Genomic DNA, 25,202 nt, shown 5'->3' with positions numbered 1-25,202 from the left:
GGCGCCCCCGATACCAGCCGCCGCAGGGACAGCGCCAGACAACCAGTGAGGGAATCATGGCCATATCCGAAAAAATGAAGCAGTTCTCCGCGCAATCCTCGTGGATAAGGAAGATGTTTGAAGAGGGCGCCAAGCTCAAGATCCAGTACGGCGCCGACCAAGTCTGCGACTTCAGCCTCGGCAACCCCGACGTCCCGCCGCCGCCGCAGTTTCGCGAGATCTTGCAGGAGACAGCCCGGGATACCACGCCCGGTCAGCACAGCTATATGCCCAACGGCGGTCTGCCCTGGGTCCGGGAGGCCATCGCCGCCCGGATGTCGACCGAACAGGGTGTCACCATCGATCACGGCGACTTGCTGATGGCCTGCGGCGCCGCCGGCGCCCTTAATGTGGTGATGAAGGCCCTGCTCAACCCCGGTGAGGAAGTCATCGTGCTGGCGCCCTATTTTGTCGAATACGGGTTTTATATCGACAATCACGGCGGCTCGGCCGTGGTCGTCCACACTGACGGGGAGTTCAACCTCGATCTCCCGGCCATTGCCGCGGCCATCACCGAGAAGACCCGGGCGATCATCATCAACTCGCCGAACAACCCCACCGGCCAAGTCTATGATGGTGCGGCGATCAGCGCGCTCGGCGATCTGCTCGAGGAAGTCGGCAACCGTTTCGGCTCGACCATCTACCTGATCTCCGATGAACCGTATCGCAAGATCGTCTTCGATGGTTGCGTGGTGCCGCCGATTTTTCAGCTTGTTCGTAACAGTATCGTGTTGTCCTCTTTCTCCAAAGACCTGTCCCTGCCCGGCGAGCGAATCGGCTATCTGGCCGTTCACCCACAGGCCGACGATAAAACCGCACTGCTCGACGCGATGACCCTGGCCACCAGGATCCTCGGCTTCGTCAATGCACCCGCTTTCATGCAGCGGGTGGTCGCCGAATTGCAGGATGTTTCCAGCGACACATCGATTTACGCCCGGCGGCGAGAACTATTCTGCTCGCTGCTGGCCGATATCGGCTACCAGTTTCTCGCGCCCAAAGGCGCCTTTTATCTCTTCCCGAAAACGCCGATCGACGATGACGTCCGCTTCTGTGCGCTGCTGCAGGAGGAAAAAATCCTGGCCGTACCGGGGCGGGGCTTCGGCTCACCCGGCCATATGCGACTCGCCTTCTGCACCGACGACCAGGTCATCGCCCGCTCGGCAGCCGGCTTCAAGACAGCCTTCGACCGGGCCCGCGAGTAAGATCAGATCAACCAATTCAGATTCGACCCGGCAGCCGCAGGATACAACCGCATGGTTCGCATTGCCGGAGGATGCATCGCGGAGGCCCGGCGGGCTGGAGAATCAGGCCCGTAGGGCTGCGGACAGGACGTCCGCAGCCGGCGGCCAGGCCATGGATGGCCTGTCTGCCGGCCTCGGAAGCCAGCCGATCAGGCCGCAGCGCAGCAGCCGGAGGTAATGGGAACCATGCGCAGGGCGACCAGTCTATAAAACAGAGTTACGCCCTGGCTGCTTGCTGGCTGAACTACAGCGCAGGAGAGGAGTTTAGAAGTTAGCGGTAGGCAAGAGTTGGCGAAGGACAGAAGTTAGCGGAGGACAGGTTAAAACCTGTCCCGCCGATGGTTGAGATTTGTCCCGCCGTTGGTTAAGACCGCCGGCTGCGCTGTTGCGATTTATCTTTGAAGATCAGGCGGATCGGCACTCGGTCGAGTCCGAGCCCTTCCCGGAAGCGATTCGTCAAGTACCGCTCGTAGGAAAAATGCACGCCCTTGGAGCTATTGCTCATGATGACGAATGTCGGCGGGGCTGTGCCGATTTGGGTGGTGTAATAAAACTTAAGCCGCTTGTTTTTGTAGATCGGCGGCGAATGGTGCTCGACTGCATCGCCGAGCAGCCGGTTCAGTGCCGCAGTCGGAAAGGTGGCGGTAAACTGCCGGTGCACCGAACCAGCCGTCGGAAACAGACGCTTGAAACCGTAACCGGTTTTGGCCGAGACGCTGAGCAGCGGGGCAAAGCCGACAAAGGGTACGGCTCGGCCGATCTCTTCGAGCATCTGCTGCTGCCGTTTCCGGTCGTCCGCCACCAGGTCCCATTTATTGAGCAGCAGGATGAGTGCCCGGCCATGGTCCTGGGTATAGCCGATGATCTTGGCATCCTGCTCGGTAATCCCCTCCTCCGCGTCCAACAGCACCACCGCGATATCGCATCGGCCAAGGGCCGCCAGCGCCTTCAGGATGCTGAATTTTTCCAGTTTCTCGGTAGTCTTGCCTTTTCTTCTGATTCCGGCTGTATCGATCAACAGGTAGTTTCTCTCCTTGTGGCTGAGCAGGGTGTCCACCGAATCGCGGGTGGTACCGGAAACGGGCGACACGACCATCCGATCCTCGCCGAGCAGCAGGTTGATCATTGACGATTTTCCGACATTGGGCCGCCCGAGAAAGGCGAGCCGAATGGTGTTTTCCGGCAAGTCGAGGGGGGCAGTCTCCTCCGGCAGGGCGTCCACCAGACCATCCATCAGGGTCGGAAAACCATATTTGTGCTCCGCCGAAACGACCCAGAGCGGCTCCACTCCAAGCTCGTAAAACGGGGCCAGCAATTCCTGCTCCTGCTCCGGCCCGTCGATCTTATTGATCACATAAAGGACTTTTTTGCTGACCCGGCGCAGCAGTTCGATCACCTCGAAATCGGCCGGTAGCAACCCCTGCTTGCCGTCCATCAGGAAGAGAATGACATCGGCCTCGTCGATGGCGGCCAGCGCCTGTCCGCGGATGGTGGTGACCATCTCGTCGTTCGGGTTGTCATCGATACCGCCGGTATCGACCAGGATAAAGGGCCGGTCCTTCCATAGGACCCGTTCATAGTGACGGTCCCTGGTGACGCCCGGCGTCGGGTCGACAATGGCTTTGCGCGATCGGGTGATCCGGTTAAACAGAGTCGACTTGCCGACATTGGGTCTGCCGATCAAAGCGACAATTGCAGGTGCTTGATGGTCCATGATTTCGTTTCTCCGCGCGCGTAGTGAAAGGGTGTCGGCAAGGGGAATTCAACCCCTGATCGATTGTCGATAGCCGGAAATAGCCGCCGAGACGGTGCGGCGCAGCAGCACAAAATCTTCAAACATCTGCTCGGTCAGCCGGTTTTGCAGCATGATCAGCGACGGCATGATATAGCGACGGAAAAAAGGTTTCTTGCGCCGCCCCGACAGATAGGCAAACGCGCCGATGATCTGCAGGTTGCGTTGCACCGCCAGCAGCGGATAGGAGGCGCTTATCTTGTCCACATCGACGCCGCCGAGTTGCCTCATTTCCGCCAGATAGCCCTCCAGCAGTTCGTCCTGGAGGGTCCCGGACAACGCCGCGTACGGGTCGATGAGCAAGGAAGCGACATCGTAGCCGGGCGGACCGAGTCGCCCGGCCTGAAAATCGATAATACGCACCCTGCCGTCGCTGATCATGATATTACGGCTCTGAAAATCCCGGTGCAGAAACAGCAATTCGAAATCGGCGGCAGCTCGCCTGGCCAGCTCCGCGAATTCCTCGCGAAGCCCCGTCACCTCATCGCCAAAGAGCGTATCGCGCCAGAAGGCGGTGGCAAAATAGAGCGACTCCCGTTCGATCATCACCTGCTCATCATACACCGGTGCATCGAAACACCAATCAGCCCGGAAACCCGCCGCACCCCGCACCTGCATCCGGGCCAGGTGCCGGACGACCTCCGGATACCAGGCCAGGGCCGCCGATCGATCGCGCAGCAGCAGATCGTGCAGCCGGCAGTCTCCGAGGTCCTCGAAGAGCAGAATGGTGCGCTGCTCATCGACACCGAGCAGCCGCGGCACCGGCACCCCGGCCTGATCAAGATGGTCGGCAAGGGTTGCCGCAGAACGAGATTCGGCCAGCTCGCGTTCGCTGTTGCCGGCCGGCAACACCGCCAGACACAGCGGCCGAGCACCGCAAAAGACCCGGAAGAAGCGGCGGCTGGAGCCGTCACCGTGCAGCGGCTGCAGCGCCACTTCCCGGTCGCCGTTCGCCGAACATTCAACCAGACCGCTGTTGATCAGCAGCCGGCCGATCTCGCCGCGCAGCGTGGTGGTCATCGCTCGGCCGGGGACGCCGTGCGGTGTGCCCAGTAATGGCGGCGCCACCAGACAATCGATCAGCGGACGGTCATCGGTAACGACGGCGCCGTCCCATACCACCGACCGGGCAATAACCGTCCCGGATTCGATGCGGGCCGCACCGATGCAGGCCCACGGCTCGATCCGGCAGTCCGGATGAAGCTCGGCAGCGGTATCGATCAACACCCCGTCGCCGGTCGGGTGAACCAGTTCCGGCCAGAGCGGTGTACGACCGGTCAGCAGATCGCCATGCAGTCGCAGATACTCCTCGACGGTACCGATATCGGTCCACTGGGGATCGGAGAAGACCAGACAATTGATCGCGGTTCCGGCACCGATCAAGCTCCGGTAATGCTCGATGATGCATAGCGGTCGCCGCTCGTCCATAGTGGCTAGGACCCGCGGATCGATCACCTGCACCCCGGTAAAGGCGAGCGCGCCCGGCGTGCCGATCGCTGTCGCTGTGCCGAAACCAGTCACCCGATCCCCCCGGGTCTGCACCGTGTTGAAGCGCGGGCAGTCATGCAAGGCCATGGTGACCAGGTGGTCCTGGCGGACATGATATTCGTAGAGCTGCCGAAAATCGATGGTGTGGTAGATATCGCCGTTGCTCACCAGCAGCGGCTCGTCTGCCAGTCGCTCGGCGGCCTCGGCCAGACTGCCGCCGGTGCCGAGGATGGCCGGCTCAAGCTGCAACTCGACCCCTTCCAGACCGGCAACCGCCGCGGCGATCTGCTCGCCGAGATGATGGCAGTTGACGACGATCCGGCGACAGCCGGCAGCCTGCAGCCGCTCGATAGTGGCCAGCAGCAGCGGCCGGTTCAGGACCGGGAACAACGGTTTAGGCCTGACCAGGCTATAGGGCTGCAGCCGGGTACCAAACCCGGCCGCAAGAATCATCGCCTGCATCGGATAGCCACCTTTCCTGCGGCAATCAAGATAGTAACGCCGCGGTTAATAATCGAGCGTCCCGTCGGCACGTTCTTCAACGCCGACGACGACGATACCGGCCGCATCGGCGGCATCGATCATCTGGTCGCGATCGAAGAGCAGGGATTGACCGGCCTCGACGGCGAGCACCGCGGCGCGCACCTGACGCATCGAGGTTATGGTTCCGACCCCGGTGGCCGGCAGGTCGAAGCGGAAGTCCTGGCGCGGCTTGCGCAGCTTAACTACCACCGCCTGCTCCCGCGCCAGCGCGCCGCCACGCAGAATCGCGGCATCAGTCCCTTCTATCGCTTCCACCGCCATCACCGAGCAGTCGCGCACGACAACGCATTGGCCGATATCGAGTTCACCGATGGACCGGGCGTTGCGCCAGCCGAACTCGATATCTCGGCGCTGCCCGGCCGACGGCTTTTTCCTGGTCAGCACCCCTTTCGGGAACAGCAGATGACGCAGGAACAGTGTCGATTCAAGCACCCGAATCTGCTCTTTTTCGAGCGCATCGGCCACCGCCCGGAGAATCGCATCGTCCTGCCTGCTGTCGATCTTGTTCCACAGCGTCAACCCTTTCAAGTCCGGCAGGACGTCTCGAAAGATCCGGGTCTTGGTGATCGTGCCGAGAAACACGGTCTCGCTGACCCCATGCTCCTTGAAAAAGGAGATGATTTTACCGAGCTGTCCGAGTTTAACCCAGCAGGCTCGGTCGGCCGCATCGGCTACCGACTCGTCGGTTTCGCTACGATGGGCGGCGACAAACACCTGCCGTCCGGCGGCCCGGGCGGCCTCGATGAAAAGCAGCGGGAATTGGCCGCCACCGGCGATAATGCCGATCGGCTCACCTGCATGCTGACCCGTCACCGCGCTCAATCCTCTTCCGTGCGTCGCACCACGCCGCGTTTGGAGGTCTCGAAGAACTCGACCATCCGAGCTACCTCTGGACACGTTGGAAAGTCTTTACGGGCCAGTTCCAGGGCGTCTTTCAGCAGCAGGTTCGGGGAGCGGTAGATGATGCGAAAGACCGCTTCGAGATTGCCGATGGTCTCCCGGCTGAAGCCGTTGCGCCGCAGACCGACCTTGTTGATGCCGGAGACCCTGGTCCGGTCGCGGATACCGGCGACGATCACGTATGGTGGCACATCGAGACTGAGGCCGGAAACCCCGCCGATATAGGAGTAGGCGCCGATCCGGCAAAACTGGTGCACGGCGACCAGGCCGCCTATCGAAGCCCGTTCGCCGACCTGGACGTGGCCGGCCAGCGTGGCGACGTTGGCCATGATCACATTGTCGCCGATCCGGCAGTCATGGGCGATATGGATATAAGCCATCAGCAAGCAATTGTTGCCGATCTCCGTCTTGCCCCGGCCGCCGGGAGTGCCCCGGTGGATCGAGGCGTATTCCCTGATCTGGTTGTCATTGCCGACGATCAGTTCGGTCGGCTCACCCCGGTAGCTCATGTCCTGTGGGGCGCCGCCGACGGTGGCAAAGGAACCGATCATGTTACGCTCGCCGATGGTGCTCGGGCCGCTGACCACCGCATGGGGTTCAATGCGCGTGCCGGCCCCGATTTTGACGTCGGCCCCGATTACTGCATAGGGGCCGACGATCACCGAGGAATCAAGCTCGGCCGTCGGATCGACAACCGCTGTTTCGTGGATGCTCATAGAACGTGTATTCCGTTTATATCTCGTAATTTATCTTTCGGGTTGCCACCGTATTCCAGCCGTCTAGCCAAAACTGGCCATCAACCGCGCCTCGGCAACGAGCTGTCCATCGACAAAAGCCTGCCCGTCCATAACCATAACCATACGCTTCATCTTTATCAGCTCGAGCTGAAAGACTACCTGATCACCGGGAACGACCGGCCGGCGGAACCGCGCCTGGTCGATGCCGGCAAAATAGATCAGTTTCTCACCGATAGTGTCGGGCAGCGAATGATAGGCCATGCAACCGCCGACCTGGGCCATCCCCTCCAGGATGAGCACCCCCGGCATTACCGGTCTCGACGGGAAATGCCCCTGGAAAAACGGCTCGTTCATCGTCACATTCTTGATGCCGGTCACCGTCTTGCCGGGCACCAACGAGGTGATACGGTCCACCAGCAGAAACGGATAACGATGCGGCAGCAGGCGCATGATGCCCATGATATCTATGGGTTCTTTCACAGCGATATCTTCCATCAACTTTTCCTCATGACGATGATCTTTAGGGAACCTTGAAAAATTGTCATTCCGTCCAACCTCATCGTTTCGCAATCAAATTTTATCCTCTGAATATCAAGCATATGACTGCGGTAAAATTTTCTTGCGCCTCGATTTTGAACGAAATTTTGAGTTTTTCAAGCTCCCCTTTAACGGCATCGAATAAACCGGCCCGGATGACGCCGGGTCGACTGCCATGACCTCACGAAGCGACCGTGTTTTGCGCGTTTATCGGTGCTCGTTTTCTTGCAATCGGGCCAGCTGTTTTTTCAGCTGCCTGATATCCCTGACGATCTCCGGCAACCTACCAAACGCGCTGGCGGCCTTGAACCATTGTTTGGCGGGGATGGCTGGTGTCCCGGCCAGCTGCGAATCGGGCGGATGATCGCCGTGGACCGCGGCCTTGCCGGCTACCATGGAGCGATCGCCGATGTGCTGGTGCCCCGCCGCACCAGCCTTGCCGCCAAAGACCACATTGCGGCCGAGGGTGGTCGAACCTGCCAGGCCGACCTGAGAGACGAGCAGGCTGTTTTCACCGACGATAACGTTGTGGGCAATCTGTACCAGATTATCGATTTTTGTGCCAGACTTGATCCAGGTCACCCCGAAGGTCGCCCGATCGACACAAGTGTTGGCACCGATCTCGACATCGTCACCGATGCGCACGATACCGAGCTGCGGTCGTTTGACATGGCATCCCCGGCGATCGGTGGCATAGCCGTAGCCGTCGCTGCCGATCACCGTGCCGGGATGGATGGTTACCCGACTGCCGATCTCGCAGCGCGGTTCGATGGTCACGTTCGGCCGGATCATGCAATCGTCGCCGATACTGACGTCGTCGCCGATCACCGCGCCGGCCCCGATGGTGACCCGCTCGCCGATTCTCACCCGATCGCCGATCACCGCCAGCGCATCGACGCTGACCTCGGGCGAAATTCGGCAATCGGTCCCGATCACCGCCCGCTCGTGGATGCCGGCAGCGACGAACGGGCGCTGCAGCAACGCATTCTGGATGATCGCCGCGGCCAGATAGGGGTCGGCAACCCTGATCAGGGTCGTGCCGGCCGCCGTGAAGTCGGCCGGCACGATAAAAGCCGCCGCCGCCGACTGCTCGAGAAGGGCGCGACCGGCCGCCTTGGCCAGAAAACTGAGTTGGCCGGGACCGGCCGCATCGAGCGGGCCGAAGCCGGAGATGGGCAGCTGCGCATCACCGACGACCTCGCCGTCGACCAGCGCCGCCAGCCGGCCGACTGTCTGTTTCTCCTTCATCAGGTATCTCCTTCCTGGAATCAATACAGAAAATAACCGCGCCGCAATGCATCGAAGGCGGCCAGTCCATCCTGCCAGTCGCGCTCGATGGCAGCAATCGGTTCGCCCGCCTCGAGGCGCCTGCGAACCCGATCGTCACCGAGAATCAGGTCCATCGGCAGGGTGTCGTACTCGTATTCATAGGGCGGCTGTTTGTAGACAAAGTCTTCCGGATAGCGGTGCATTACCGCCTGGAGCAGGGCCAGCGAGGTGCGGTACGGCAGAAATTGCCGGCGATCGGTGACGTGCAGCTGAAAGCCGAAACAGCTCTGTCCCGCCCACTTGCCGGACGTCGGCTCAAAGGCCAGCGGCCGCAGCAGACACCCCGGCAACTCCGTCTTCTTGACTGCGGCCAGTATCTCACCGGACCGCCAATAGGGCGCCCCGACCAGCTCGAACGGCAGCGTCGTACCGCGTCCTTCCGAAACGTTGGTCCCCTCCCAGATCACCTGACCCGGGTAGACGACGGCGCTCTGGACAGTGGGCATATTCGGTGACGGAAAGACCCAGTGCAGGCCGGTTTCGTCGAAATACTGAGCGCGGTGCCATCCCTGCATGGTTACCACGGCCACGTCGGCGCCGATGTCGAACTCACCGTTGACAAGCAGCGCCAACTCCCCGATGGTGAGGCCGTGACGCATCGGCAACGGGTAGAGGCCGACAAACGAGGTGAATCGATCGGTCAACAGGTTTCCCTCGATTGCCTCGCCGCCGATCGGGTTGGGCCGGTCCAGCACCACCACCTTCTTGCCCCAGCGGGCCGCCGCCTCGAGGCAATAGGCCATGGTGTAGATAAAGGTATAGACCCGGGTGCCGACATCCTGCAGATCGACCAGCAGCACATCGATGCGTTCGAACATCGACTCGGTCGGTCGCCGGGTCTCGCCGTAGAGGCTGAATATCGGCAACCCGGTGACCGGGTCGGTCAGGTGCTCCGATTCGACCATGTTGTCCTGTTTTTCGGCAAAAAAACCGTGCTGCGGAGAAAACAGGCACCGCATCTCGCCGCCGAACCGGCCGGCCAGCAGCAGCCGCGAATGCTCCAGACTCGCGCCGACCGAGGCATGGTTGCAGAGCAGGCCGAGCCGGGCGCCGCGCCGCCAGGGCGGCTCCTCGGCGAGCAGACGATCTATGCCCAAGCGCACGTTCATCTCTTCGCGCCGTCTGTCAACGGGTTATTCAACGGTTACGCTCTTGGCCAGATTGCGCGGCTGGTCGACGTCGCACCCCCGCCGCACGGCGATCTCGTAGGAGAGGAGCTGGGCCGGTATGGTATAGATGATCGGATTGAGATCTTCATGGACCGCCGGCAGATAAATGACATCCTCGGTGATCTTCTCCAATTGCGTGTCCCCTTCGGTGCCGATCAGGATCAAGCGCCCCTGACGGGCCTTGATCTCTTCGATGTTGGAGATCGTTTTCTGATAGACCGAATCTTTCGGGGTAATGGCCAGCACCGGCATATCCTTGTCGATCAGTGCGATCGGCCCGTGTTTCAGTTCACCGGCGGCATAGCCCTCGGCGTGGATATAGGAAATCTCCTTGAGTTTGAGCGCTCCCTCCAGTGCGATCGGGTAATTAAGCCCCCGACCGACAAAAAGAAAATCGCGGCACTGGTAGAACGATTCGATCATCGTCCCGATCTGTTCCCGGATTTTCGGCAGCAGCTCCTGCACGACACGGGCACTATCGATCAAGTGCTGGCCGAGCCGGCGCCGGTGCTCCACCGGTATCGAGCGCTTCAACTGCGACAAATAGAGGGTAAAGAGAAACAGCGCGGCCAGCTGGGCGATAAAGGCCTTGGTCGAGGCCACCCCGATCTCGGGACCGGCATGGGTGTAGATGGTGCCGTCCGCCTCCCGGGTCATCGTCGAACCAACCACGTTACAGATGGTGATCACTTTCGAGCCGAGTCTTGCCGCCCGCCGGATGCCGGCCAGCGTATCGGCGGTCTCACCCGACTGGGAGATGGCCAGCGTCAACACCCGCTCGTTGACCAGCAAGCTCCGGTACCTGAACTCAGAGGCGATATCGACTTCGACCGGAATCGCCGCATACTTTTCGATCCAGTACTTGGCGACCAGCGCGGCATGCCAGGAGGTGCCGCAGGCGACCAGGTAGATTCGCTCGATGGCCCGCAGGTCCTCTTCGCCGAGTGTGATCTCCGGCAGCACCACCTCGCCGGTCTCCAGGTTGATTCGTCCGCGCACCGTATTGGTGATGGCCTGCGGCTGCTCGAAGATCTCCTTGAGCATGAAATGCTTATAGCCGGCTTTTTCGGCCATCGCCGCACTCCAGTCGATGACGCTGATCTCCCGCTCGATCTCCCGGCCGCTGGCCAGCGAATAGAGCCGCCGCCCGCCGTCGGTGAGAACCGCCATCTCCTCGTCATTGAGGAAGATGACCTGTTTCGTATAGGGCAGCAGGGCCGGGATGTCAGAGGCCATAAAGGACGAGCCGTCTTCGTCGACGCCGAGCACCAGCGGGCTGTGGTTCCGGGCCGCAACGAGTATACCGGGATGATCGGCGGACATGACACCGATGGCATAGGATCCCTCGACCCGGCGCAGTGCGGTCTTGACCGCCTCGGCCAGGTCGTCGTGCAGGTGTTGCTCGATCAGGTGAGCAAGCACCTCGGTGTCGGTCTCCGAGGTAAAGACATGGCCCTTTTCGCGCAGCTCCTCGCGCAGCGAGTGGTAGTTTTCGATGATGCCGTTATGCACCACCACCAACCGACCGCTGCAGTCGGTATGCGGATGGGCGTTCTGCTCGGTCGGCGCCCCGTGAGTGGCCCAGCGGGTATGGCCGAGACCGGTATGGGATCCCACCCCGAGAACCGCCTCGACCACCGTCTCCAGACCGGACAGCTTGCCCTGACAGCGATATCTGACCAGGTTGCCGTCGAGCAGGTAGACCACGCCGGCCGAATCATAGCCGCGATACTCGAGACGCTTCAGTCCTTCCATCAATACCGGGACGACCCGCCGCTTTCCGGTATAGCCAACAATTCCGCACATAGTCTGTCCCTCGATCAAGCGCTGAGATGGACAACGGCGCCGGCGTAATGCCGCCCCGTTGTGGAGATCCTTCCGGCTGCTCAGGATACCATTAGCTTTTTTTGTTTGGCGAGTTTTTTCTTTGCCTTCGCGGCAAAAAAGAGTACCATCACGTTTTGTCAACCCGCTGAAAAAAAAGACCAAATACCCGGAAACAGGCATGGACGAGAGACAACGGCTGCAAACGATTCTGCTGGAAAAATCATATCGCCGGGGCAACTTTACACTGACCTCCGGCAAAACGTCCGACTTTTACATCGACGGCAAGCAGACGACACTCAGTGCCGAGGGCGGCTACCTCTGCGGTCGCCTGCTCTTTGACCTGATCCGCAGTGGTGATGAGCCGATTGGTGCGGTCGGCGGCATGACGCTGGGCGCCGATCCGCTGGTCACCGCGGTCTCCATCGTCAGTTATCTGGAAAACATGCCGATACCAGCCTTTATCGTCCGCAAGGAAGCCAAGGGGCACGGCACCGGCTCATCCATCGAAGGCCTGAAAAACCTGCCGGCCGGGTGCCGCGTCGCGCTGATCGAGGACGTGGTGACCACCGGCGGTACCCTGCTGACCGTTATCGATCGGGTCGAGGCGGCCGGGTTTACGGTCGGCCTCGTGGTCACCGTCGTCGATCGCCAGGAAGGTGGTGGCGAAACGCTCGCGGCCCGCGGCTATCCGCTCAAAGCCCTGTTTACCAGGGAAGAGTTGCAAGCCCTGCCATGAAATGCACCCACTGCCAGACCGATCTTGAAGTACTGCGCAGCTGTCGCCGGATCCGCATGCGCTGCACCTTCTGCGGCCGGCAGTACGCCCTCCACGAAGTCGCCGACCAGCTTGACGAAGAAACAGAGCTGATTCTCGAGAAATACAACGCCGGCATCTACGACTGATCGACCGACCGGCCTGGACAATAATGGGCCTGACAGACAATTAAGGCGCATTTTCTTTGACCTGCAGCCCAAAATCACTATCATAGATAGAAACATAAAAATCAGGGGAAAACGTTCTGTCTGTCAGCACTTCTATGGTAAAAATTTCAGAAAGAAACTACGTCTCCGATGACGGGCGGGCGACCATAACCTGTCCCCATTGCGGATTGACGCGACAGGCACGGGTCGACCAGTATCGCGGCCGCAAACACACCATCAAGGTCAATTGTTCCTGTGGCCTCTCGTTCCCGGTCCACCTCGAGTTTCGACGGATGTACCGGAAACAGACGGACCTGAAGGGCACCTACCGCATCCTGTCCAGTGGCGGCGGTGGCGGCCAGGTTGCGATTAAAGATCTGTCGAGAAGCGGCATCGGCTTTACCGTGTCCGGCGTCCACTCGATCAAGATCGGCCAGCGGGCATTGATCGATTTCACGCTGGATAATCGCAAACAGAGCCGGTTACAGAAAGAGGTGGTCGTCCGCTCGGTGGACAACAACCTGATCGGCTGCGAATTCAACAGCCACCAGGCCTTTGAGAAGGATCTCGGCTTTTACCTGCAGCCCTGAAGATTTAGTCCAAAATGGTGGTCACCACGGTCAGGAACGACCGGCGATTGCCTTTTTCATCAGCCGCTGCGCCTCACTCAGAAACGGCGCCAGCGTGCGCGTATCCAGGGCGCTGACCGCGACCCCCTCACCATTGACCTGTGCCCATTTCTCCTTGGTCATCGATACCCGGTCGATTTTATTGAATACCTGCAGACAGGGCAGCTGATCGAGTTCCAGTTCACAAAGCAGATTCTGCACCACCGCCATCTGCCTCCGGTAGGCCGGATTGGAATAATCGATCACATGGACCAGCAGGTCCGCCTCCGCCAGTTCCTCCAGGGTTGCCTTAAAGGCCTGCAGCAGGTCTTCGGGCAGATTATCGATGAAGCCGACGGTATCGGTGATAATGACCTCCGTCTCTTCCGGAAACCGCAGTCTTCGACTGGTCGGATCGAGGGTGGCGAAGAGTTTGTCCTCGGCAACGATGGCGCTGTCGGTCAGCGTATTGAGCAGGGTCGACTTGCCGGCATTGGTATAGCCGACCAGCGAGATCACCGGCAGGTCTTTCTTGCGTCGCCGAGCCCGGCGACGATAGCGCTCCCGCCCGACCGCCTTGAGTTCCTTGGCGAGCCGGGCCAGCCGATCGTTGATGCGCCGCCGGTCGATCTCCAGTTTCGTCTCACCCGGCCCGCGAGCGCCGATACCACCGGTCAGCCGGGACAATGCGTCGTCACGGGAGGAGAGACGCGGCAGCAGATATTTGAGCTGGGCCATCTCGACCTGGAGCTTGCCTTCCCGGCTCATCGCCCGGTGGGCGAAGATATCGAGGATCAGCTGGGTACGGTCGATGACCCGCAGATCGGTAAAATCGGTGATCGAACGGATCTGCGACGGGTTGAGTTCCTGGTTGAAAAGCAGCAGGTTGGCGTCGAGCCGCAGGGCCTGAATAATAATATCGCTCAGGCGCCCTTTACCGAGGATGAGCCGCGGGTTGATCCGGGAGCGCCGTTGCAGAATCTGGTCGAGCACGATAATTCCGTCACTGCGGGCCAGTTCGGCAAGCTCGTGCAACGACGCCTCGGCCTGGTGCCGGGGCTCGGTAGAGACACTGATCAGCAGCGCTCGATCCCGGCCGCGGTCAACTTCGGCGGTGTGCTGCCGGCGGCTGAACTCCTGTTCCAGCGCCTCGACGAGATCACCAAACGAATCTTGCTGGGCCGCCGGGTGAACCGGTTCGAGAAAGCGCCACATCTTCTCGTCCCCGCCGGCGGGCACCAAATGGGCGCTGTAGAGCCGTTCGGGCAGACCGTCCCGGGTGATCTTCAACACCGCCACCAGATCGAGCCGCAGAAAGAGCAGATCCATCAGGTCGTCGTCGGTGATATCTTCGCCGCCGGGATGGGTGTGGACCAGCCGCAGGCCACGCAGTCGCCCTTCGGTGGCGCGCACCTGGGAAAGGGCCGGGATCATCAGCGAACTGTGGTCGCCGACGATGACCATCTCGATCTTGCCGGACCGATGGATCAAAACGCCGATCTGGCGATTGAGCTCAAAAGAGAGTTCACAGATCGTCCGCGCCATCTCTGGAGTGATGATCAGGTCCCGGGGCACCCGGCGGCTGCCGATCCGCTCGAGGAGGCGCCGCTGGCTCTTCTTCAAGCCTTCAATATGTCCGCAGATCGTGCTTATGGCCGAACCTCCCGGTTGAGCGGGCCACTGCCGCTCTCGGCCGGCTCCGGCCAGCGGGCCCGGGCCAGGGCATTATCGGCCCCGGGGCGGGGGCAGATCGTCTGGTCGGTATAATCCTGCCAGAGCGGATCTTCATAGCTGTCATGACAGCTGACACAAAGCCCGACACGCAGGATTTTGCGCAGTTCATCACCGTTGAACGGCCGCAGGTCGGCCCGGGAACCGTGCTGCAGCGGCGTGCCGTCAAGTTCGACAAAGACATCGAAGCCGACGGTCACCCCGGACACGGTCTGCACGCCCTGATCGAGCGGTGTAAAGCGGACCTGGCCGTCGACCACAGCCAGGGTCCCCTCGCCGAGCCCGACGGTTTTCGTCGAAGCGTGGCAGTCGACGCAGCTCCGCCCCTGCTCCTGGGTGGTATGCGGGTTGATGGCCGCCATCGTAAAACGGTTGAATCCGCCCGTCAGCTCACCGCCCTCGTCGAACAGGCTGACGATATCCTGGCAACCGGGCGTCACGATGACCACTTCCTCGCCCCAGACGGCGAGCATCGGTTTCTGGTAGCGGATATAGGACCGCCCTTCTTCCCAGCGGCCCGGGGTCTCTTCCAGGCTCAGTTTGTCCAGGTGCGTCTTGGACTCATCGCGGCGGACATGGCAGCCGTAACATTGCGGTACCCAGGTCGAATGGCAGGCCTCACAGGTCACCCGTCGGTGGGCCGGCAACTCGCAGGCCTGACGATTCGGCCGGCGCAGTTCGTAGAGCCGCTCGTTGTTCTTGCCGACCAGCTTATAGCCGCCGTCACGCTCTACGACATTGGTCAGCAGGTTGTTCTTCCTGGTCAATCCCGGCTCGTCGCGGTGGCAGACCTCGCAGGAGATCTCCAGCTGCTGCTCATAGTGGGCATAGCTGGTACCGTCACCCATGACCTCGTCGCGGGTATGGCAATCGATGCAGGACATGTCCCGGCGATGGTGGATATCGTCGGCCAGCTCCAGGTAAAATCGTTCCCCGGGCATGCGCTGCGACGACAATCCTCCCTTTTCATAAGGGGTCCCGTAGCCTTCTGATTCGAAAACGCCGATATAGGCCAAACCGATCCGGCCGGATCGGTTGTGGCAGCGGATGCAGTTGTCGTCGGGCACCGTATTGGTTATCAGCGGGTGGATATATTCCTCGTCATCGCCGTTACCGCCGGTGGTGCCAAGCGAATCGTCGGCCTCGGTAACCGACGGCCGTTCGTGTCCGGCCGGCATAATGAAATGACAGGCCGAACAGCCGCCGCCCTTCTCGTTGAAAAAGCCGGCCACGCCGGGCAGGTCGTTTTTCTGCTTCCACAGGTGGCAGGTAGCGCAGAGCTTGCGAAAATAATCGATGGCAAGCGAGGTGCGATCGCTGTCGAGCAGATCCTCGACGGTCAGTTCGGTATCCTGGGAATCGCTTTCTCCCCAATAATAGAGCAGCGTTCCGAGGATACCGCGATTGGTGGCCATCAGCGAGTTGACCACCTTGTTCGGGTCGGTCGGGTGACACCCTTCTACACCGCAGGTCCGCTCGACAATACGCAGATCACCGGGATTGTTGACGATGCCCCGGTGCGCCCGTTCTTTGTCGATGGCCAGCGGATCACCGAGGTGACAGGGGGTGCAGCCGATAACGCTGCCGTCGTGGGCCGCATCGAGCTTTTCCGTGGTATGGCAGAACAGACACATGTCGACCCGGCCCGAGGCGGTAATAGCGATCTCGCTCGGTCGTTTGACCTGCAGCTCGCGATAGATGCCGATCACCAGCACGACCAGGAATACGGCCACGGCGCCGAAGCCGACCCAGCGCCGCCAGGATGGTTTTCTCTTCTCGATCGCCATACCCGGTCGCATCACCCCCGGTAGTTCTGGACATTGGGCAGCCGTCTGCCGAAGCCGAAGGCCTTGCTAGTGACCTTCAGTCCGATGGGCGCCTGCTTGCGTTTGTATTCGTTGAGCCTGATCCGCCGGACGATATCGTCGACCACCGCCACCTCGTAGCCCCGCTCGATAATCTCCGTTCGACCATAGCCCTGTTCGAGATAGAGTTCGAGAATCGCGTCGAGAATCGCATACGGCGGCAGGTCGTCCTGGTCCAGCTGGTCGGGCCGCAATTCGGCGGTCGGCGGCCGGGAAATGATGGATTCCGGAATGATCTCCCGATCGCGGTTGATATAGCCGGCCAGATCGTAGACCAGTTGCTTGGGCACATCTGCGATGACCGCCAGCCCGCCGCTCATATCGCCGTAAAGGGTGCAGTAACCGACCGCCATCTCGCTCTTGTTGCCGGTGGTCAGCAGCAGGTGGTTGAACTTGTTGGACAGGGCCATCAACAGGTTGCCGCGGATCCGAGCCTGGATGTTCTGCTCGGTAACGTCTTCCGGCAGATCGCCGAACAACGGTGCCAGCGCGGCACGATAATCGTCGAACAAGTCGCTGATCGGCAGCACCTCGAAACGGCAGCCGCAGCGCCGGGCAAGCTCGGCCGCATCGCGCAGCGAGTCGTCCGCAGAGTAGGGGGACGGCAAGGCCACTCCGAGCACCTGCCGGGCGCCGAGCGCCTCGACGGCAAGCGCCGCGGTCAGCGCCGAATCGATGCCCCCGGACAGTCCGAGCACCACCTGGGAAAAACCGCACTTGCGCACGTAATCACGCAGGCCCATGACCAGTGCGTCGTGGACTGCGGCCACCTCTGACACCGGGCCCGGTTGATGGACCTCACCCCGGCTCAGATCGCTGTCGACGACTACCAGGTCCTCGGCAAAGGACTTGGCCCGGGCAACCACTGCACCATCACGGTCACAAGCCAGCGAGCCGCCGTCAAAAAGGAGCGAGTCCTGGCCGCCGACCTGGTTGACATAAAGAAACGGCGTACGATACTGGTGGCAGAGCCGTTTGAATATTGCTTGGCGGATCGATTCCTTGCCCCGGTGGTACGGCGATGCCGAGACGTTGACAATCAGGTCGACCGACCGGTGTTCCGCCGCGGCTCGCTCGAACAGACGTGCCAACGGCTGGACGCGATAATCGTCGACCGCGTAATGCCAGATATCCTCACAGACGGTGACGGAGATGGTCAGACCTTCGAAGGTCAGCAACTCACCAGGCGGGCCTGGCTCGAAATACCGGGTCTCGTCAAACACGTCGTAGGTGGGCAACAATTGTTTGCGGAAGCGCTGCACGATGACGCCGTTTTTCGCGAGTACGACGCTATTGTAGAGCGGCTTGCCCGGCCGCTCCGGCCGCGGCTCGAAACAACCGAAGAGCACGCCGATTGGCGGCAGCGCACAGACCAGTTCACGCACCGCCTGCTCGTGATCGGCGACGAAGGAGCTCCGCTCCAACAAATCCAGTGGTGGGTAACCGGAAACGACCATCTCCGGAAAAATCGCCAGGGAGCAGCCCCGCTCGGCGGCCTGCTCAGCGTAATCGATAATTTTTCGGCAATTGTCGGCAAAGGAGCCGATCACCGGATTGAGTTGAATAAGCGCTATCTTCATGAAATCGCGTTCGCCGACGCTGCGATGATTAATAGGTGCGGATGGTTCCGTAGTTCATCACCATGACCATAGCAGACTTGAGAAAAAGTTGCAGCTTTTCTCCTAGTAAAACCGACCACTCAAACGCTTTGACCAGATACTTCCAGCAAGCCAATATTATTGGCTATTACCGGTATACTGTGCATTACGCGCGCCGTAGCGATTTAACAGGACACTCCGGCTAAAATATCGTCCTGTTTTATCTTGTTTTGTTCAAAGACGGCAGGTCCGGGCTGGTCAGCTGTACCTCCGGCTGCTGCTCTTCTGCCTGATCGGCTGACTCTCAAGCAACGGAGGGACTGGTTTTAACCTGTCCTCCGCTCACTACCAGCAATGAAAATCGGCGTTATGGTCGGAAGGGCTGACCGGTCCTGCCTCCGGCTGCTGCGCTGCGGACGTCCTGTCCGCAGCCCTTCGGGCCTGATTCTGCTGCCCGCCGGGCCTTCGCGATGCAGCCTCCGGCAGAACCAACCAGCCCGGGGAGTTCAGCCTGTGGAACTGATTTAATATAAACTTTCCAGCGAAAAGGGACGTGCAAAGCGACAGAGCTACCCTAATTGTCCCGTTGATAACGGCGCACCGCCCGGTTGTGTTCACGGAGGTTCTTGGAGAAATGATGGGATCCGTCGTTTTTGGCGACGAAATAGAGATAGTCGGTTTCCTCGGGGCGCAGCACCGACTGCAGCGCGGCCTCGCCGGGGCTGCAGATCGGGCCCGGGGGCAAACCGGTTATGACATACGTATTGTACGGCGTCGGGGTGCGCAGATCGCTGCGGGTCAGGATGCCGCTGAAATTGGGCAGATCATAGCTCACGGTCGGATCGGACTGCAGCCGCATGCCTCTGGCCAGACGATTGAGAAAGACGCCGGCGATCAGGGGCCGCTCGTCGGCCCGGGCCGCTTCTTTTTCGACGATGGAGGCCAGGGTGAAGAGCTGGTGCCGATCGAAATCAGCCGGCAGGTCATTCTCTGCGGCCAAGCGTTCCCATACCGACAGGGCACGACCGACCAGTCGCTCGATCAACTGCCGCTCATCGGGCGGTGGTCGCGTCAGCCGGTAGGTATCGGGAAACAGGTACCCCTCCAGGGTCGGCACAGCACCGAGGCCCAGCGCTTCGGCCATGGCCGGATCGCTGGCGATCTCAAGGAACCGCTGCCGGTCGATCCAACCGTCGGGTACTAAAAGAGACGCAATCTCCTGGAGATTGAACCCTTCGGGGATGGTGATGGTATACTCGAGCGGCTGGGCGGCGGCCAACTCGCGAATCAGATCGACGGGGCGCACCCCGGTAGGCAGCAGAAACTCTCCGGCCGGCAGTCGGGGGGCCACCCCCAGCAACCTGGTCAGCACCGCGAAGCGCCAGTCTTCATGCAGCAGGCCGGCCTCGGCCAGGACATGGCCAATCTCAGTCACTGAAGAACCGCGTTCGATGACAACCACCGCCGTGGGCTCCTCGCTCGGCGGTCCGGGCTCCAGGACGTAGATCAGCAACCAGCCGGCCCCAGCCGCCGTCGCCAGCAGCACACCAGCCAGCAGGCTGAGCAGGATACGTTTCACCATAATGATACGGTCTGGAGGAGGGACGGCCGGCTGCTACGCGGGGAGGCCCCCCAACCGGCAACGGTCTTTCAGGACCGCCGTTTCCCCTTACCTACCCGGGAGAAGGCCAGATCGATGACCTCGCTCATATCCTTGACCGGGTGAAAGGTCATCTTCTTCCTGATGTCCTCCGGAATCTCGACCAACTCCTTGGAATTGAGATGCGGGATGATGACGTTGAAAATATTGGCCCGCAGGGCCGCCAGCGCCTTTTCCTTCAGGCCGCCGATGGGCAGGACCCGGCCGCGCAGCGTTACCTCGCCGGTCATCGCCAGACTCTTGTTGACCTTTTTCCCGGAAATCGCCGAATAGAGGGCCGTGGCGATGGTGATGCCGGCCGACGGTCCGTCTTTGGGAATGGCCCCGGCCGGGACATGGATATGAATATCGGTCTTGTCGAAATACCCCTCTTCGACACCGAGATCCTCGGTACGACTACGGCAATAGGTCAGCGCCGCCTGCGCCGATTCCTTCATCACATCACCGAGCTGACCGGTCATGATCAGCTTGCCTTTGCCCGGCATCAGGTTGACCTCGATATGCAGGATCTCACCGCCGACCTCGGTCCAGGCCAGACCGGTCACCAGACCCGGCTGGTCGATGCTCTCCATCTCGGATTCCGGGATGTTTTTCGGCGGCCCCAGGTAGCTGTCGAGATTACGCACCGATACGCTGTACGGGCCCTTGCCGCCCTCGGCTATCTTGCGGGCCACCTTGCGGCAGATCTTGCCGATCTCCCGCTCCAGGTTACGCAATCCCGCCTCGCTGGTGTAGTGGGTAATGATCCGGGTAATCGTTTCGGAGCTCAGCTTGAGCTGCTGCTTTTTGATCCCGTTTTCCTTGATCTGCCGGGGCAGCAGGTAGCGGTTGGCGATCACCAGCTTTTCCTCCAGCGTGTAACCGGACAGGCGGATCACCTCCATCCGGTCGAGCAGCGGACCGGGGATGGTATCCGACATGTTGGCGGTGGTGATGAACATCACCCGCGACAGATCGAACGGCATGTTCAGATAATGATCGGTGAACTCGATATTCTGTTCCGGATCGAGCACCTCGAGCAGCGCCGAGGAGGGGTCGCCGCGATAATCGGCGCCGACCTTGTCGATCTCGTCCATCATGAAGACCGGGTTGTTCGACTTGACCGACTTCAGGCCCTGGATGATCCTGCCGGGCATCGCGCCGATATAGGTGCGGCGATGACCGCGGATCTCCGCCTCGTCCTTCATGCCGCCCAGAGACATGCGGTGGAATTTGCGGCCCATGGCCCGGGCGATCGACTGGCCGAGTGAGGTCTTGCCGACGCCCGGGGGACCGACGAAACAGAGGATCGGCCCCTTGGTGCTGTCATTGAGTTTGCGGACCGCGAGAAACTCGAGGATCCGCTCCTTGACCCGCTCCAGACCGTAGTGATCCTCGTCGAGCACCTGCTTGGCGACGATCAGGTCGAGCTGGTCCTTGGTCCCCTTTTTCCACGGCACGTCGAGGATCCAATCGATGTAGGTCCTGATGATGGTCGCCTCGGATGAATCGGGATGCATCATCTCCATGCGGCTGAGCTGTTTCAATGCCTCCTTGCGCACCGATTTGGGCATCTTCATCTTGCGGATCTTGTGCTCGAGCTCCTCGATCTCCTGGGTCCGCTCGTCGCTGTCGCCCAGCTCTTTTTGCAGCGCGTGCAACTGCTCGCGGAGGATATACTCGCGCTGGGACTTGCTCATCTCCTCCTTGGCATCATTCTGGATCTTGGCCTGGACGGTGGAGACCTCGAGTTCCTTGCTGAGCAGGGTGTTGACCAGGCGGAGTCGCTTGACCGGATTGACCTCCTCGAGGATCGACTGGGATTCGGGAATCTTCAGGCGCAGGTTGGAGCCGATCAGATCGGCCAGACGGCCGGGATCCTCGATGTTGTTGATGATCATCATCAGGTCGGCGGAGAGGATGCCGCGCAGCGACATGATCTTTTCCGTCTGCTCCCGCACCGTGCGCATCAACGCCTCGATTTCGACGGTGATCTCGCCGGGTTCCTTGTCCTCGACCACCGCAATCGACACCCGGTAGCTCGGCTCGGTCCGCAGATATTTTTTGATGCGCGCCTTGGACATCGCCTGGACGAGCACTTTAAGGCGGCCGTCGGGCAATTTCAGCGTGCGCATGATCATGCAGACCATGCCCACCGAATAGAGGTCATCGGGCGACGGGTCATCTTTGGTTGCATCACGCTGGGTGACGAGCATCAGTAGCTTATCCGCAGCAAGCGCCTCGTTGACGGCCTCGACCGACCCGGGGCGACCGACGAAGAGCGGGATGATCATATAATTGAAGACGACAACATCCCGGACTGCCATCATCGGCAATTCGTCGGGGATCTGCAAGTCATCGTTGCGGGACAGATCGTCCATGCCGATACTCAGAGAATCGTTAAATTCCACAAAGACCTCCACGGCCACGCGACAGCGGCCATATAAGAAAAGAGATACCCGGAACGGTTGGTGCCGGGTACCGGAATCGATAGCGCACGGTTGGCGGAACCATGTGCAAAAAAATCACTTGATCATGGTATTTCAGCATGTTGCGGCCCCGCCTGGCGAACAAAACGAAATCGTGCCAAGTCCCCCCGCAAAGACGGGACCGGCACGGCATCGTCCACCTCATTCAAATCGTCCACAAGCTAAACACTGCAAAACGTGAAGTCAAGACGGTTCCATACGGTGTGGCACCGGCCGCAAAAAATCTTGATCAATTCTATCATTTCTACGATAGTAGCGTGGTATCAGCGATCATCAAAATTTTGCAAAGGACCCCACCATGCTGACCGCGTCCAGCCTGTTCGATTATCACGCGTTCGCCCATGCCGCTCTGTTCACCTCGGACGAGCCGGTCTGGTCGGCCCTGAAGCGCTTGCGTCCCTATATGGAGAACTATCACTATCCGCTGCGACTGCCGGCCGAATTGACCACCGGTGTTCCGGTACCGGTATCGGTCGTCGTCCACCAGGGAGATATTCTGCCGATGACGCAACTGGCCATCGACTGGGGCGACACGACCAAGGGCGGGCTGATCATCCGGCGCGGCGACACCGTTCTCGAAGATGCGGTAGTAATCATGGCCGGTGCCATCCTGTTGGGCAACCGGATCGAGGTCGGGGCCGGCTCGCTGATCGAGGGCGGGGCGACCATCAAGTCGCCGACCATTGTCGGAGCCCGCACCGAGGTCCGCCAGGGCGCCTATCTGCGCGGCCACTGCCTGATCGGTGACCGCTGCGTCGTCGGCCATGCCACCGAGGTCAAGCATTCCATCTTCCTCGACGATGCCAAAGCCGGTCACTTCGCCTATCTCGGCGACTCAATCCTCGGCAACGACACCAACCTCGGGGCCGGCACCAAATGCGCCAATCTCAAGTTCCTGCCGGGCACCATCCAACTGGTGATGGACAGCGAACTGGTCGATACCGGCCTGCGCAAACTCGGCGCCATCCTCGGGGACAGAACCCAGACCGGTTGCAATTCGGTCACCAACCCCGGCACCATCATCGGCCGGCAGAGCGTCCTGATGCCCAACACCACCGCCCCGTCCGGTTTTCATCCGGCAGGCCAACGCATCCGCACCGGTCTGCGCAACGTCATTTCACACAATGTCAATTTTAGCAAGGAGTGATCATGGCACCTATTAAAGCAGAGGACTTCATCGGCTCGATCGCCGACAGCTTGCAGTACATCAGCTACTATCACCCGGTCGACTTCATCCGGGCCATGGCCCGCGCCTACGAGCAAGAGAAGAGCCAGGCAGCCCGCGACGCCATCGGCCAGATTCTGCAGAACTCGAAGATGTGCGCCATCGGCCGGCGGCCGATCTGCCAGGATACCGGGATCGTCACCGTCTTCGTCAGGCTCGGCATGAATTGCCGCTTCGAGAGCACGATGACGCTGCAGGAGATGATCGACGAAGGCGTCACCCGTGCCTATGGCGATCCGAGCAACCCGCTGCGTAAATCCATCGTCGCCGACCCGGCCGGCAGCCGGAAGAATACCGGCACCAATGCCCCGGCGGTGGTCCACGTCGAAATGGTCCCCGGCGAGAACGTCGAGGTGCAGATCGCCGCCAAGGGCGGCGGCTCGGAAAACAAGAGCAAGATGGCAATGCTCACTCCGACCGATTCGATCGTCGACTGGGTGACCAAGACCCTGCCGACCATGGGTGCCGGCTGGTGCCCGCCCGGCATCCTCGGCATCGGTATCGGCGGGACCATCGACAAGGCGATGTGTCTGGCCAAACAGTCCCTGATGGACCCGATCGACATCCAGGACCTGCAGGCCCGCGGCCCGGCCAACCGACTCGAGGAACTGCGTCTGCAGATCTACGACGCGGCCAACGCGCTCGGTATCGGCGCCCAGGGTCTCGGCGGCCTGCACACCGTGCTCGACGTAAAGATTCTCGACTACCCGACCCATGCCGCCTCCCTGCCGGTGGCGATGATCCCCAATTGCGCGGCAACCCGCCACATCCATTTTACCCTGGACGGCTCCGGCCCGGCGACCTTCGCCCCTCCCGATCTCGACCAATGGCCGGAAATCACCGGCGACGGCGGCAGCGACGCCCGCCGGGTCAATCTCGATGCCATCACCAAGAAAGAGATCGCTACCTGGCAGGCCGGCGAAACGCTGCTGTTGAGCGGTAAGATCCTGACCGGCCGCGATGCCGCTCATCGCCGCATCCAGCAGTTGCTCGAGGCCGGTAAACCGCTGCCGGAGGGTGTCGACTTCAACGGCCGTTTCATCTACTACGTCGGACCGGTCGACCCGGTCGGCGACGAGGTCGTCGGTCCGGCCGGGCCAACCACCTCGACCAGGATGGACAAATACACCTCCATGATGCTCGGCCAGACCGGTCTCTACGGCATGATCGGCAAGGCCGAACGAGGCGACGCCACCATCGAGCTGATCAAACGACACGGCGCCGTCTACCTGATGGCCGTCGGCGGCGCCGCCTACCTGGTGGCCAAGGCGATCAAAACCTCGCGTATCGTCGCCTTTGGTGATCTCGGAATGGAAGCGATCTACGAATTCGAGGTCAAAGATATGCCGGTGACCGTCGCCGTCGATGCTGCGGGCCAGGCGGTGCACAAGACCGGACCGGCTTTCTGGCAGCAGGAGATCGCCAAACTCGCTCGTTAAGCGTAATAAACTAGAGTCACAACGAACAGCGGAAATCGGCGTGGTGGTCGGATGGGCTGGCCGATTCAGCCTCCGGCTGCTGCGC

19 protein-coding genes are annotated in these 25,202 nt (G+C 60.9%); 6 read left to right on the top strand and 13 right to left on the bottom strand.

What is annotated here, in order from left to right:
• Window positions 1-56 precede the first annotated feature (56 nt).
• On the top strand, window positions 57-1,241 hold the full coding sequence (locus BUC26_RS15840) for a pyridoxal phosphate-dependent aminotransferase (protein WP_073377567.1): 1,185 nt from the start codon (window positions 57-59) through the stop codon (window positions 1,239-1,241).
• A gap of 403 nt (window positions 1,242-1,644) precedes the next feature.
• On the opposite strand, the gene der is transcribed toward BUC26_RS15840, so the two are convergent.
• From der to glmS, 8 genes are all read right to left on the bottom strand, one after another.
• Entirely contained in the window at window positions 1,645-2,994 is a 1,350-nt protein-coding gene (gene der, locus BUC26_RS15835) for a ribosome biogenesis GTPase Der (RefSeq protein WP_073377566.1), read from the bottom strand.
• Between the two features lie 48 nt (window positions 2,995-3,042).
• Window positions 3,043-5,022: a sugar phosphate nucleotidyltransferase gene (locus tag BUC26_RS15830; protein WP_073377564.1), complete on the bottom strand. Its 1,980-nt coding sequence runs from the start codon at window positions 5,020-5,022 to the stop codon at window positions 3,043-3,045.
• 45 nt (window positions 5,023-5,067) lie between these two features.
• Window positions 5,068-5,916 (bottom strand): LpxI family protein, encoded by an 849-nt coding sequence (locus BUC26_RS15825; RefSeq protein WP_073377614.1) that lies wholly within the window; start codon window positions 5,914-5,916, stop codon window positions 5,068-5,070.
• Between the two features lie 5 nt (window positions 5,917-5,921).
• On the bottom strand, window positions 5,922-6,719 hold the full coding sequence (gene lpxA, locus BUC26_RS15820; RefSeq protein WP_073377563.1) for an acyl-ACP--UDP-N-acetylglucosamine O-acyltransferase: 798 nt from the start codon (window positions 6,717-6,719) through the stop codon (window positions 5,922-5,924).
• A gap of 63 nt (window positions 6,720-6,782) precedes the next feature.
• Window positions 6,783-7,235 carry a 3-hydroxyacyl-ACP dehydratase FabZ gene (fabZ, locus tag BUC26_RS15815; RefSeq protein WP_073377562.1) on the bottom strand — a complete coding sequence of 151 codons (453 nt, stop codon included), beginning with the start codon at window positions 7,233-7,235 and terminating at the stop codon, window positions 6,783-6,785.
• A gap of 249 nt (window positions 7,236-7,484) precedes the next feature.
• Window positions 7,485-8,525, bottom strand: coding sequence for a UDP-3-O-(3-hydroxymyristoyl)glucosamine N-acyltransferase (lpxD, locus tag BUC26_RS15810; RefSeq protein ID WP_073377560.1), 1,041 nt, complete (start codon window positions 8,523-8,525; stop codon window positions 7,485-7,487).
• A gap of 20 nt (window positions 8,526-8,545) precedes the next feature.
• Complete coding sequence (locus BUC26_RS15805; RefSeq protein WP_073377559.1) at window positions 8,546-9,715, bottom strand: exo-beta-N-acetylmuramidase NamZ family protein; 1,170 nt, start codon at window positions 9,713-9,715, stop codon at window positions 8,546-8,548.
• 24 nt (window positions 9,716-9,739) lie between these two features.
• The gene (gene glmS / locus BUC26_RS15800) at window positions 9,740-11,581 is read right to left on the bottom strand and encodes a glutamine--fructose-6-phosphate transaminase (isomerizing) (protein ID WP_073377557.1); all 1,842 of its coding nucleotides are present in this window, start codon (window positions 11,579-11,581) and stop codon (window positions 9,740-9,742) included.
• A gap of 199 nt (window positions 11,582-11,780) precedes the next feature.
• On the opposite strand from glmS, the gene pyrE reads away from it, so the two are divergent.
• From pyrE to BUC26_RS15790, 3 genes are all read left to right on the top strand, one after another.
• Window positions 11,781-12,338, top strand: coding sequence for an orotate phosphoribosyltransferase (gene pyrE, locus BUC26_RS15795; RefSeq protein ID WP_073377556.1), 558 nt, complete (start codon window positions 11,781-11,783; stop codon window positions 12,336-12,338).
• On the top strand, window positions 12,335-12,505 hold the full coding sequence (locus BUC26_RS23805; protein ID WP_167369266.1) for a dual CXXC motif small (seleno)protein: 171 nt from the start codon (window positions 12,335-12,337) through the stop codon (window positions 12,503-12,505). Before pyrE ends, BUC26_RS23805 begins: the two co-directional genes overlap by 4 nt.
• A gap of 134 nt (window positions 12,506-12,639) precedes the next feature.
• The gene (locus BUC26_RS15790; RefSeq protein ID WP_073377555.1) at window positions 12,640-13,113 is read left to right on the top strand and encodes a PilZ domain-containing protein; all 474 of its coding nucleotides are present in this window, start codon (window positions 12,640-12,642) and stop codon (window positions 13,111-13,113) included.
• Window positions 13,114-13,143: 30 nt separating this feature from the next.
• Here BUC26_RS15790 and hflX read toward each other — a convergent pair whose 3' ends face one another.
• The 5 genes from hflX to lon form a co-directional block, all read right to left on the bottom strand.
• Window positions 13,144-14,754 carry a GTPase HflX gene (gene hflX / locus BUC26_RS15785; RefSeq protein ID WP_084540704.1) on the bottom strand — a complete coding sequence of 537 codons (1,611 nt, stop codon included), beginning with the start codon at window positions 14,752-14,754 and terminating at the stop codon, window positions 13,144-13,146.
• Window positions 14,755-14,780: 26 nt separating this feature from the next.
• Entirely contained in the window at window positions 14,781-16,649 is a 1,869-nt protein-coding gene (locus BUC26_RS15780; RefSeq protein WP_208609810.1) for a hypothetical protein, read from the bottom strand.
• Window positions 16,650-16,660: 11 nt separating this feature from the next.
• Window positions 16,661-18,307, bottom strand: coding sequence for an NAD+ synthase (locus tag BUC26_RS15775; RefSeq protein WP_073377550.1), 1,647 nt, complete (start codon window positions 18,305-18,307; stop codon window positions 16,661-16,663).
• A 592-nt stretch (window positions 18,308-18,899) separates the two neighbouring features.
• Window positions 18,900-19,907 carry an endolytic transglycosylase MltG gene (gene mltG, locus BUC26_RS15770; RefSeq protein ID WP_073377549.1) on the bottom strand — a complete coding sequence of 336 codons (1,008 nt, stop codon included), beginning with the start codon at window positions 19,905-19,907 and terminating at the stop codon, window positions 18,900-18,902.
• Between the two features lie 68 nt (window positions 19,908-19,975).
• Window positions 19,976-22,375 carry an endopeptidase La gene (lon, locus tag BUC26_RS15765; RefSeq protein ID WP_084540703.1) on the bottom strand — a complete coding sequence of 800 codons (2,400 nt, stop codon included), beginning with the start codon at window positions 22,373-22,375 and terminating at the stop codon, window positions 19,976-19,978.
• Window positions 22,376-22,751: 376 nt separating this feature from the next.
• Here lon and BUC26_RS15760 point away from each other — a divergent pair, with 376 nt between their 5' ends.
• On the top strand, window positions 22,752-23,600 hold the full coding sequence (locus BUC26_RS15760; RefSeq protein ID WP_073377547.1) for an LbetaH domain-containing protein: 849 nt from the start codon (window positions 22,752-22,754) through the stop codon (window positions 23,598-23,600).
• Between the two features lie 2 nt (window positions 23,601-23,602).
• Window positions 23,603-25,117 (top strand): fumarate hydratase, encoded by a 1,515-nt coding sequence (locus tag BUC26_RS15755; RefSeq protein WP_073377546.1) that lies wholly within the window; start codon window positions 23,603-23,605, stop codon window positions 25,115-25,117.
• The last annotated feature ends 85 nt before the right edge of the window (window positions 25,118-25,202 follow it).

This window comes from Desulfofustis glycolicus DSM 9705, assembly GCF_900130015.1.
Classification (GTDB): domain Bacteria; phylum Desulfobacterota; class Desulfobulbia; order Desulfobulbales; family Desulfocapsaceae; genus Desulfofustis; species Desulfofustis glycolicus.
This window is presented reverse-complemented; position numbering and strand designations above follow the sequence as displayed.

What these genes read in the sequence shown, in the direction of transcription:
- BUC26_RS15840 (WP_073377567.1), top strand. Translation starts at nt 57, where the DNA reads ATGGCCATATCCGAAAAAATGAAGCAGTTCTCCGCGCAATCCTCGTGG.
- der (WP_073377566.1), bottom strand. Translation starts at nt 2,994, where the DNA reads ATGGACCATCAAGCACCTGCAATTGTCGCTTTGATCGGCAGACCCAAT.
- BUC26_RS15830 (WP_073377564.1), bottom strand. Translation starts at nt 5,022, where the DNA reads ATGCAGGCGATGATTCTTGCGGCCGGGTTTGGTACCCGGCTGCAGCCC.
- lpxA (WP_073377563.1), bottom strand. Translation starts at nt 6,719, where the DNA reads ATGAGCATCCACGAAACAGCGGTTGTCGATCCGACGGCCGAGCTTGAT.
- fabZ (WP_073377562.1), bottom strand. Translation starts at nt 7,235, where the DNA reads ATGGAAGATATCGCTGTGAAAGAACCCATAGATATCATGGGCATCATG.
- lpxD (WP_073377560.1), bottom strand. Translation starts at nt 8,525, where the DNA reads ATGAAGGAGAAACAGACAGTCGGCCGGCTGGCGGCGCTGGTCGACGGC.
- BUC26_RS15805 (WP_073377559.1), bottom strand. Translation starts at nt 9,715, where the DNA reads ATGAACGTGCGCTTGGGCATAGATCGTCTGCTCGCCGAGGAGCCGCCC.
- glmS (WP_073377557.1), bottom strand. Translation starts at nt 11,581, where the DNA reads ATGTGCGGAATTGTTGGCTATACCGGAAAGCGGCGGGTCGTCCCGGTA.
- pyrE (WP_073377556.1), top strand. Translation starts at nt 11,781, where the DNA reads ATGGACGAGAGACAACGGCTGCAAACGATTCTGCTGGAAAAATCATAT.
- BUC26_RS23805 (WP_167369266.1), top strand. Translation starts at nt 12,335, where the DNA reads ATGAAATGCACCCACTGCCAGACCGATCTTGAAGTACTGCGCAGCTGT.
- BUC26_RS15790 (WP_073377555.1), top strand. Translation starts at nt 12,640, where the DNA reads ATGGTAAAAATTTCAGAAAGAAACTACGTCTCCGATGACGGGCGGGCG.
- BUC26_RS15780 (WP_208609810.1), bottom strand. Translation starts at nt 16,649, where the DNA reads ATGGCGATCGAGAAGAGAAAACCATCCTGGCGGCGCTGGGTCGGCTTC.
- BUC26_RS15775 (WP_073377550.1), bottom strand. Translation starts at nt 18,307, where the DNA reads ATGAAGATAGCGCTTATTCAACTCAATCCGGTGATCGGCTCCTTTGCC.
- mltG (WP_073377549.1), bottom strand. Translation starts at nt 19,907, where the DNA reads ATGGTGAAACGTATCCTGCTCAGCCTGCTGGCTGGTGTGCTGCTGGCG.
- BUC26_RS15760 (WP_073377547.1), top strand. Translation starts at nt 22,752, where the DNA reads ATGCTGACCGCGTCCAGCCTGTTCGATTATCACGCGTTCGCCCATGCC.
- BUC26_RS15755 (WP_073377546.1), top strand. Translation starts at nt 23,603, where the DNA reads ATGGCACCTATTAAAGCAGAGGACTTCATCGGCTCGATCGCCGACAGC.